This window comes from Streptomyces boluensis (assembly GCF_009908195.1).
GTDB classification, from domain to species: domain Bacteria; phylum Actinomycetota; class Actinomycetes; order Streptomycetales; family Streptomycetaceae; genus Streptomyces; species Streptomyces boluensis.
On sequence record NZ_JAAAHS010000011.1, the window covers coordinates 43,788 to 50,535 of the forward strand.

General features: G+C 69.2%; 8 protein-coding genes and 1 pseudogene. 4 read left to right on the plus strand and 5 right to left on the minus strand.

The features are described 5' to 3' along the window. Positions 1 to 95: 95 nt before the first annotated feature. Positions 96 to 692, minus strand: a complete 597-nt coding sequence (locus GUY60_RS03085) for a hypothetical protein (RefSeq protein WP_161693455.1) — start codon at positions 690 to 692, stop codon at positions 96 to 98. Positions 693 to 1,031: 339 nt separating this feature from the next. Between GUY60_RS03085 and GUY60_RS38460 the strand changes: the two genes are divergently transcribed. Together GUY60_RS38460 and GUY60_RS39885 are read left to right on the plus strand one after the other, a co-directional pair. Next, positions 1,032 to 1,166, plus strand: coding sequence for an ATP-binding protein (locus GUY60_RS38460; protein ID WP_161693457.1), 135 nt, complete (start codon positions 1,032 to 1,034; stop codon positions 1,164 to 1,166). Between the two features lie 37 nt (positions 1,167 to 1,203). Further along, positions 1,204 to 1,554 (plus strand): annotated as a pseudogene (locus tag GUY60_RS39885) (AAA family ATPase); the annotation flags it as partial. Between the two features lie 606 nt (positions 1,555 to 2,160). Here the strand turns inward: GUY60_RS39885 and GUY60_RS03095 are convergent. The 3 genes from GUY60_RS03095 to GUY60_RS03105 form a co-directional block, all read right to left on the minus strand. After that, complete coding sequence (locus GUY60_RS03095; RefSeq protein WP_161693459.1) at positions 2,161 to 2,523, minus strand: C2 domain-containing protein; 363 nt, start codon at positions 2,521 to 2,523, stop codon at positions 2,161 to 2,163. Positions 2,524 to 2,899: 376 nt separating this feature from the next. Next, positions 2,900 to 3,307: a hypothetical protein gene (locus GUY60_RS03100; RefSeq protein ID WP_161693461.1), complete on the minus strand. Its 408-nt coding sequence runs from the start codon at positions 3,305 to 3,307 to the stop codon at positions 2,900 to 2,902. Further along, the gene (locus tag GUY60_RS03105; protein WP_161693463.1) at positions 3,297 to 3,764 is read right to left on the minus strand and encodes a cupredoxin domain-containing protein; all 468 of its coding nucleotides are present in this window, start codon (positions 3,762 to 3,764) and stop codon (positions 3,297 to 3,299) included. The genes GUY60_RS03100 and GUY60_RS03105 overlap by 11 nt, the downstream gene beginning before the upstream one ends. A gap of 154 nt (positions 3,765 to 3,918) precedes the next feature. On the opposite strand from GUY60_RS03105, the gene GUY60_RS03110 reads away from it, so the two are divergent. Both GUY60_RS03110 and GUY60_RS03115 read left to right on the plus strand, forming a co-directional pair. After that, entirely contained in the window at positions 3,919 to 4,494 is a 576-nt protein-coding gene (locus tag GUY60_RS03110; protein ID WP_161693472.1) for an RNA polymerase sigma factor, read from the plus strand. A 5-nt stretch (positions 4,495 to 4,499) separates the two neighbouring features. Further along, positions 4,500 to 5,159 (plus strand): hypothetical protein, encoded by a 660-nt coding sequence (locus GUY60_RS03115; protein ID WP_161693473.1) that lies wholly within the window; start codon positions 4,500 to 4,502, stop codon positions 5,157 to 5,159. Positions 5,160 to 5,351: 192 nt separating this feature from the next. On the opposite strand, the gene GUY60_RS03120 is transcribed toward GUY60_RS03115, so the two are convergent. Continuing rightward, complete coding sequence (locus GUY60_RS03120) at positions 5,352 to 6,611, minus strand: MFS transporter (RefSeq protein WP_161693465.1); 1,260 nt, start codon at positions 6,609 to 6,611, stop codon at positions 5,352 to 5,354. Positions 6,612 to 6,748 lie beyond the last annotated feature (137 nt).

The following is a 6,748-nucleotide window of genomic DNA, read 5'->3' on the forward strand; positions in this document are numbered from 1 at the left end:
TTCCGGCAGGGCGGCTCTCTTCATTCACTGAGCCGCATGACCACCACCGACGCGATGTCGTGCGTGCCGGGGCCTCGCCGTACGTGAGGGTCCCGTCAGAACTTGCCCATGTGTTCAGCCGTGCGGTGCCCGAGCTGCCGGCTGAACCTCTCGTAGAAACCGACCGAGAAGGGCGGCCAGCCCCAGAAGTCGAAGGCGAGGGCACCCACAGCGAAGTTGCCGTCCCACTGCCATTCGGTGACCGGGACGCAGGCACCGCACGCCGCGCAGGGCGCGTTCCCTTCACCGGTCTTCTTCCAGGTGGCGATGCCGTCCCGGAACGGCTGCCAGACCTCCTCGTCGGGCTCGAACTCCTCCGGATAGTTGATGATCACGGTCCTGGCCCGGCACCGCGGACAGACGGCGTACTCCGCCTCGTCCGACCCCTGGCCACCGACGTGGTAATCGCGCCCGACCAGGATGGCCACCGGTCCCGGCAGCCAGCTCGGATCCGAGGCATCGGCCACCGCCTGCTTCCAGTTCGGACCCGGAACATAGCCCTCGTCCACGTCCAGGCTGTACACGCCCTCACCGGACATCTCCCGCGTGATCAGGCCCTCGCCCACCATCCAGTCGACCATCCGCTCGGCGAGCGGCCCGGCCTCCTCGCCGGTCACCTCGACGTCGACGATCCGCTCGTAGAAGTCACCCATCGCCCCCACCTCCTGTTGATCAGCACCGGACACTGTGCCATCCCCTCCGACACGTCATCGCGTTGGCGGTTCCGCCACAGCTTCGGGGGCACAGATCTCGTCCCTACGCGTAGTTTGTCGCCGACTTGGGGGCGGCACGGCCGCGCTATGAAGGGTGCTGTGACTGGTCGTTGATCCCTTCGGCGCCACTTCCTGCTACGCGCGCGATGCGGCTGACGACGCTGACTTCCACGACGGGTTCCTGATGCCGTTCCAACATGCCTCCTCTCACCACCGCATGCCCAGGGCGTCAAGGTCGGCGCGTCGTTGGGTGGTGAGTTTGCCTGCCGGCGGCGTGTGTTGGCGATCCGCACCCTGACCGAGGGCGTCCTGACCGTCGCGGTCGGGGCGGCCGGGTCCGGCAAGTCGACGGCGGCCGCCGACGCCCGCGCCCTCGGGTACACCGTGATCTGCCTGGACGAGCTGCGCCGGTAGTTCAGCCCGAGACGGGACAGCGGGAGACCAGTCCGCGACCCGGTCCGTCGTCGCCCGCCAAAACGCTTTGCTCGACGGGGAGTTGGACGCCGGGGAGCGAGTGTTCCTCGACTCGACCAACGTCGAGCCGCACGTGCGGGCCGGGCTCGTCGAGAGGACCCGGCGTTGCGGTCGGCCCACCTTCGCGGTCCGGTTCCTGCCCGTCCTCGACATCTGCCGGGCCCACAACAATGCCCGCAAGGTCACCAGCCGCTACGTCCCGGACGACGCGGACAGCCGAAAAGCGTCCGTGGGAACGCCGAGAGCACCATCACTGTCTGGACCATGTACAACGGCATGCTGGACAACGCCCCGTTCACCGTCACCGTGCAGTAGCCACCTGCCGTGACGGGCACCGCCCGAGTCCGCCCTTCTGCTGACGGCAACGACGGCCGATAGAGACAAGTGATCGCTGGCCTGCGCGATCGAAGCCGGAAGATGGCGGTCCTGCTCGTGGCGTCGTGCTCGATCCTGCGGATGAGAAGGTTGCACGTACGAATCCTGCCGAGTGCACGGCCCAAGAGGCCCCGGACGAGAGTCCGGGGCCTCTTTCACGCCTCTCATCAGCGGTCTGGTCACCGCCCCCGCCGGTACTAGCGGGGGACGGCATCACCACGATGGGACGACACGAGTTGCCGATACCCGAACCGCGCAGCGCCGTGAGCTGCCTGGCCCAAGCGCTGCGCGAGGGGATGGGCATCGGACGGAGCCGGCAGACCAACTTCCCCACAGCGCCTGGACCCTGAGCCGTCGTCGGCGAAGTGGTTCCAGTGGACGAATGCGACGACCGGCCAGTCCACCTCGGCCCTTGCCTGCGCCGGGGCGGCAAGCGGCCGACGACGTCCACGACCGCGTCGAGGAAGGCCAGTAGCAGCTGTGGACGAGCCCCTCACCGATGGCTTCTGCTGCTGCCCGCACCCGAGGGCACGCAGTACGGCAGCACCGTCCGGTTCAATCAGAACTTCTGAACGATGACGAGACCGCTTCCTTGCGGGAACAGGTCAGCCTGGTGGACGCCCGCCCGCAGGTCATGGAGCCAAAAGATCATTGAGCCGACAGGATGCTCGGCACCTGAGTCATCGTCGATCACGGTTACCTGGAATGCCGGGTTGTCGCCGTCGTAGTTGAGGACGAACGTCGTTGACCAGTCAGGGTTTTCGTCATCCTGAATGATCTCGGTCTCGTAGCCGCAGTCGATCCAGTCGAGGCCGTCCCCAACGCAGAGCCGGAGGAAGGCGTCTGTCGTGCCCGCTCCGATCGCTGGGTCGTGATCTGGCAGGCCCCTTGCGGAAAACCTGAGCCTGACCTGGCCTGCCATCGTTCCTCCATATGCCGTTCTCGCCCTCAGCCCTGATCTTTCAGGCGATGTTGCAGGACGCTACCGCAGCAGCAGAGAGCCACTGGACGGTTCGGATGCTCTGAGAGCCTTGTGAACAGACCCCGCCGGCTCGGCTTCCGGGCGGACGTCGCGGGAGGCTTGGCAGTCGCCGGCGGCGCGGTGGCCTCCGCCGAGGCGGAGTCATCGGTTCGAGCCGAGCCAGGCGCGTAGGCCTCCATCCGGTGGTGCCAGGTCCTGCTCGGCTCCAGGTGCAGGGGCCTCTTCCCGGTGCGCTTGATGTCGTTGAGGATCATGGTGTGGTCGATGTCGGCGTTGTACGCGTAGACGGTCCGGCCATCAGAGGTGCGAATCTCCCCTAGCGTCGAGGACGGCGGCGGTGGCTGAGGGCCGCCACCGCCAGGGTGGTCAGGACGACCACCGCCGCCGTCTCGACGTACAGGGTCGGGCGGACCAGCTCCGCGTCGATGTCCTCGTCGAATCCGAACAGGCCCCTGGTGAGGCTCAGGAACAGCGCGCCCAGCGTGCCGGCCGTGAACAACGCGGTGACGGCGGCGACCGGACCGAGCCAGCGCACGGGCGTGGCCAGCAGCGCCAAGGCGAGCAGGATGCCGACGACGCCGTTGAGCAGGAAGAGTGGCCCGATGGTGGCGAGGTCCCGGTAGCCCTCGGCCCACAGGCGCAGATGGATCGCGGCCATCGCCGCCGTCAGCCCGGCGCCGGCCAGGCGCAGGACGAGCCTCGCGCCCGCTCCGTCAGTAGCCATTGCCCGGAGAGGTGTCGGTGTTGCCGGACGGCGCCGGGGATCCGCCGACGGTGATGTCCGTCTTCATGCCACGGTCCTTGTGTCCGTCGACCGGGCAATAGACCTCGTACGAGCCGGACTTCAGGGTCACCGTGAGGGTCGTGGACTGACCGGGCTCGAGCGTCTTGCTGCGGTTCTCGGCGCCGGAGCCCTCGATCTCCAGGGCGTGGTCGTGCGAGCCCGTGTTCTTCGCGGTGAAGGTGTACGTGCCGGGCTTGAACTTCTCCGTCGAGAGCTTGATGTGGAAGTCGGACAGCTCCGCCGTGACCTTGGTGCCGGAGCCGTTGCTGGTGCCGTTGCCGGTGCTGGTGTCACTGCTGCCGCCGTTGCCGCCGCCCCCACAGGCGGCGAGCAGGACGGCCAGTCCGCCGCCGGCCACGCCGAGGAGTACGCGGTGGCGGATGCGCGGGATGGTCATGAGTCGGTCCTCCGGGTCGTTCCCCCGTACCTCCGGGTCGTTCCCCTGTAAGGGGTACGACGCTGCCGGGCCGAAGGATTGCGGCCCGCGGGATCGCGCGGGCGGAGACTGGAGGTAAGGCAATCCCTTCCGGGCGGTGGAACGTATCCCTGGTATGTGGCGCATGGGCCTCTCCCTCGGGCGGGTCCCCGACGAGGCACTGCTCACCGGTCTGACGACGGGCGACCCGGAGCTCGCCGTCGCGTTCGTACGCCGTTTCCAGCGCACGGTCTTCGGTGTGGCCCTCGCCGTCACCGGTGACCCCCAGCTCGCCGAGGACGTCGCACAGCAGACCTTCGAGCGGGCCTGGCGGCACGCACAGGTGTACGACCCCCGGCGCGGTTCCGTACGGTCCTGGCTGACGGCGATCGCGCACAACCTCGCGATCGACGCGGTACGGGCCCGGCGGGCCAGGCCGGTCGCCCCGGAGGAACTGGACGCGCTGCTCGGCGCCGTGACCGAGACACCGGAGCGGCGGGCGCTCGCCGACGACAGCGCGGAGCGGGTCCGGCGGGCGGTGGCGGGGCTGCCCCGGGAGCAGGCGCGGGCTCTGGTGATGGCCGGGATCTACGGGATGACCGCTCGGGAGGTCGCAGCCGCGGAGGACATACCGCTGGGCACGGCGAAAACCCGTATCCGGACCGGAACGCTCAAGGTACGAGCCCTCCTCGAAGCGACGGAGAGGCGGTGAGCGACATGGAGTGCGAGCGGCTGCGGGAGCTGGACTCCGAACTGGCGCTCGGTGTCCTGTCGGCCCGCGAACGCGCCGAGGCGGTCGCCCATCTGGACCGCTGTCCGGACTGCCGGGAACATGTCGAGCGGCTCACGGCGGTCGGTGACGGTCTGCTCGCGCTGCTGCCGGGCGCCGAGCCGCCGGTCGGTTTCGAGAGCCGGGTCGCACGGGCCCTGGGCGCGCCGCCCGCGCCGAAGCGGCATAGACGGCTACGCCTTGCGGCGGCTGCCGCGGCCGCGGCCCTGGCCTGCGGTTTCGGCGGCTGGGCCATCGGCACAGCGGTGGAGGCCGCGCCGCCGCAGGTCTCACAGGTGACGGACGCCGGCCTACGGGAGGCGGCCTTGGTCTCCGACGGCCACGAGGTGGGCCGCATCCACGCTCACACCGGTGACGAGGCCTGGGTCTACATGTCCGTAGACCTGGACGGCATCGGCCGGGGCCCGGTCCGCTGTCTGCTCGTACACGCCGACGGATCGACGGTCCCGGTGGGTTCCTTCCCCCTCAAAGACGGCTACGGATACTGGGGCGGGCCCACCCCGACCGACCCGGCGACAGTGACCGGCGTCCGCCTGATAGGCCCGAACGGCAACATCCTGGCCACGGCCGACTTCCCGACGAGCTAGGTGTACGAGGGCAGGACGTTGGTGACGCTGCCCCGTAGTCGTGCGGCGTATCCGACGTGATTCGCTGGTGCCTGGCCTTGTGCAGACGCTGAGTTGACGACCCGTTTGTTAACTGTGCCGCCCTTCCGACGTCCTGAGCGGTCGGCCAGGCGTGGTGGCGTGCCGGGGGCCTGCGGGGGTTTCTGCGCCGTGTCAGGCTGGGTCGGTCGCCTGGTGGCGGGTCGTGCGGACCAGCAGGCCGCCGATGACGGCGAGGGTCATCAGGACGGCGCCGAAGAGGGTGGTGCCGTTGGTCAGGCCGATCGCGTCGCTGAGGTAGCCGGAGGAGACGGGCAGGATGCCGGCTGGGAGGTAACCGCCCACGTTGAGTGCGGCGTTGGCCTCGGCGAGGTGCTGCGGCGGGACGCTCGTGTTGAGCAGCGACAGGCCGCCGAGCTGGCCCATGCCCTGGCCTGCGCCGGCCAGTAGCGCGGAGATGATCAGGGCCAGTACGGACGAGGTGTGCACGGCGACGATCAGCGTGATCACGCTCAGTGTGGTGCTGACCGCGCCGGTCGTGAGGATGGTGCGCCGTTTCAGGCGCTGCACGGCGAACTGCACGCCGGTGGCGGCGAGGAACATCGCGAATGCCATGGTTCCGGCGAGGATCCGGCTGGTGGTGCCGAGTAGTCCGGACAGGAGTGAGGGGCCGAGCGAGAGCACGAAGGATGTGGCGGTGATGCCGGGAGCGAACACCGCGATGCCCAGGGCGAGTTGACGGCCTTTGCCGCGTGGGACGCTGGGAATCCGGATCCAGGCGCCTTTGGCGCGCACCTTGGGGCGGCGCACCGGCATCCGCAGTACGGCGAGCACCGCGGTGGCGAGCAGTATGGCCTCGACGACGAAGACGGTGACGGTCGGCGCGGGCGCCGTCTCGGAGAGCACCCCGGCGAGCAGCGGGCCGAATCCGGCGCCGAAGACCATCGCGCAGGAGGCGAGCAGAGCGGCGATCCGCTTGCGCTCGGGCCCGGCGACATCGGTCACCGTGGCCATCCCGGCCGAGACGACGGCGCCGACCGCGATACCGGTGAACAGCCGGGCCACGATCAGCGCGGCCACGCTGGTGGCGGTCGCAAAGATCAGGCAGGCGGCCAGGGCGAACGCCAGGGCGGGCAGCAGCACAGGCTTGCGGCCGACGCGGTCGGAGACGACGCCGGAAACGAGCAACGAGCCGATGAGGCCGACGATGTAGAAGGCGAACACCACGGTCAGGGTGCCCTTGGAGAAGCCGATGTCGCGCTGCCACAGCACGTACAGCGGAGTCGCCGCGTTCGAGAGCACGAAGACGGCCGTGACCGGCCAGGCGGCGAGCCACACCCACCACAGTGGAGCGGCGGACCGCGGGGCGGTCTGTGCGGTGTCTGTTCGCCGTTCCCCGACGGCGGTTGCGGATGCGGTCCGGGGCTCAGGCATGACGATTCCTCCCGATCTGGCCTGCCGGCCTACAGCAGTACGAGTCGAGTCGAACTTAGCATGCAGTACGATTGAACTCGTACATAGGAATTGCGTTACGAGGAGTTGCCGATGCCCGACACCCCGGCCCTCAAGCC

Coding starts and splice junctions, on each gene's coding strand:
- GUY60_RS03085 (WP_161693455.1), bottom strand. CDS start 692: ATGGGTGACTTCTACGAGCGGATCGTCGACGTCGAGGTGACCGGCGAG.
- GUY60_RS03095 (WP_161693459.1), bottom strand. CDS start 2,523: ATGGCAGGCCAGGTCAGGCTCAGGTTTTCCGCAAGGGGCCTGCCAGAT.
- GUY60_RS03100 (WP_161693461.1), bottom strand. CDS start 3,307: ATGGCTACTGACGGAGCGGGCGCGAGGCTCGTCCTGCGCCTGGCCGGC.
- GUY60_RS03105 (WP_161693463.1), bottom strand. CDS start 3,764: ATGACCATCCCGCGCATCCGCCACCGCGTACTCCTCGGCGTGGCCGGC.
- GUY60_RS03110 (WP_161693472.1), top strand. CDS start 3,919: ATGTGGCGCATGGGCCTCTCCCTCGGGCGGGTCCCCGACGAGGCACTG.
- GUY60_RS03115 (WP_161693473.1), top strand. CDS start 4,500: ATGGAGTGCGAGCGGCTGCGGGAGCTGGACTCCGAACTGGCGCTCGGT.
- GUY60_RS03120 (WP_161693465.1), bottom strand. CDS start 6,611: ATGCCTGAGCCCCGGACCGCATCCGCAACCGCCGTCGGGGAACGGCGA.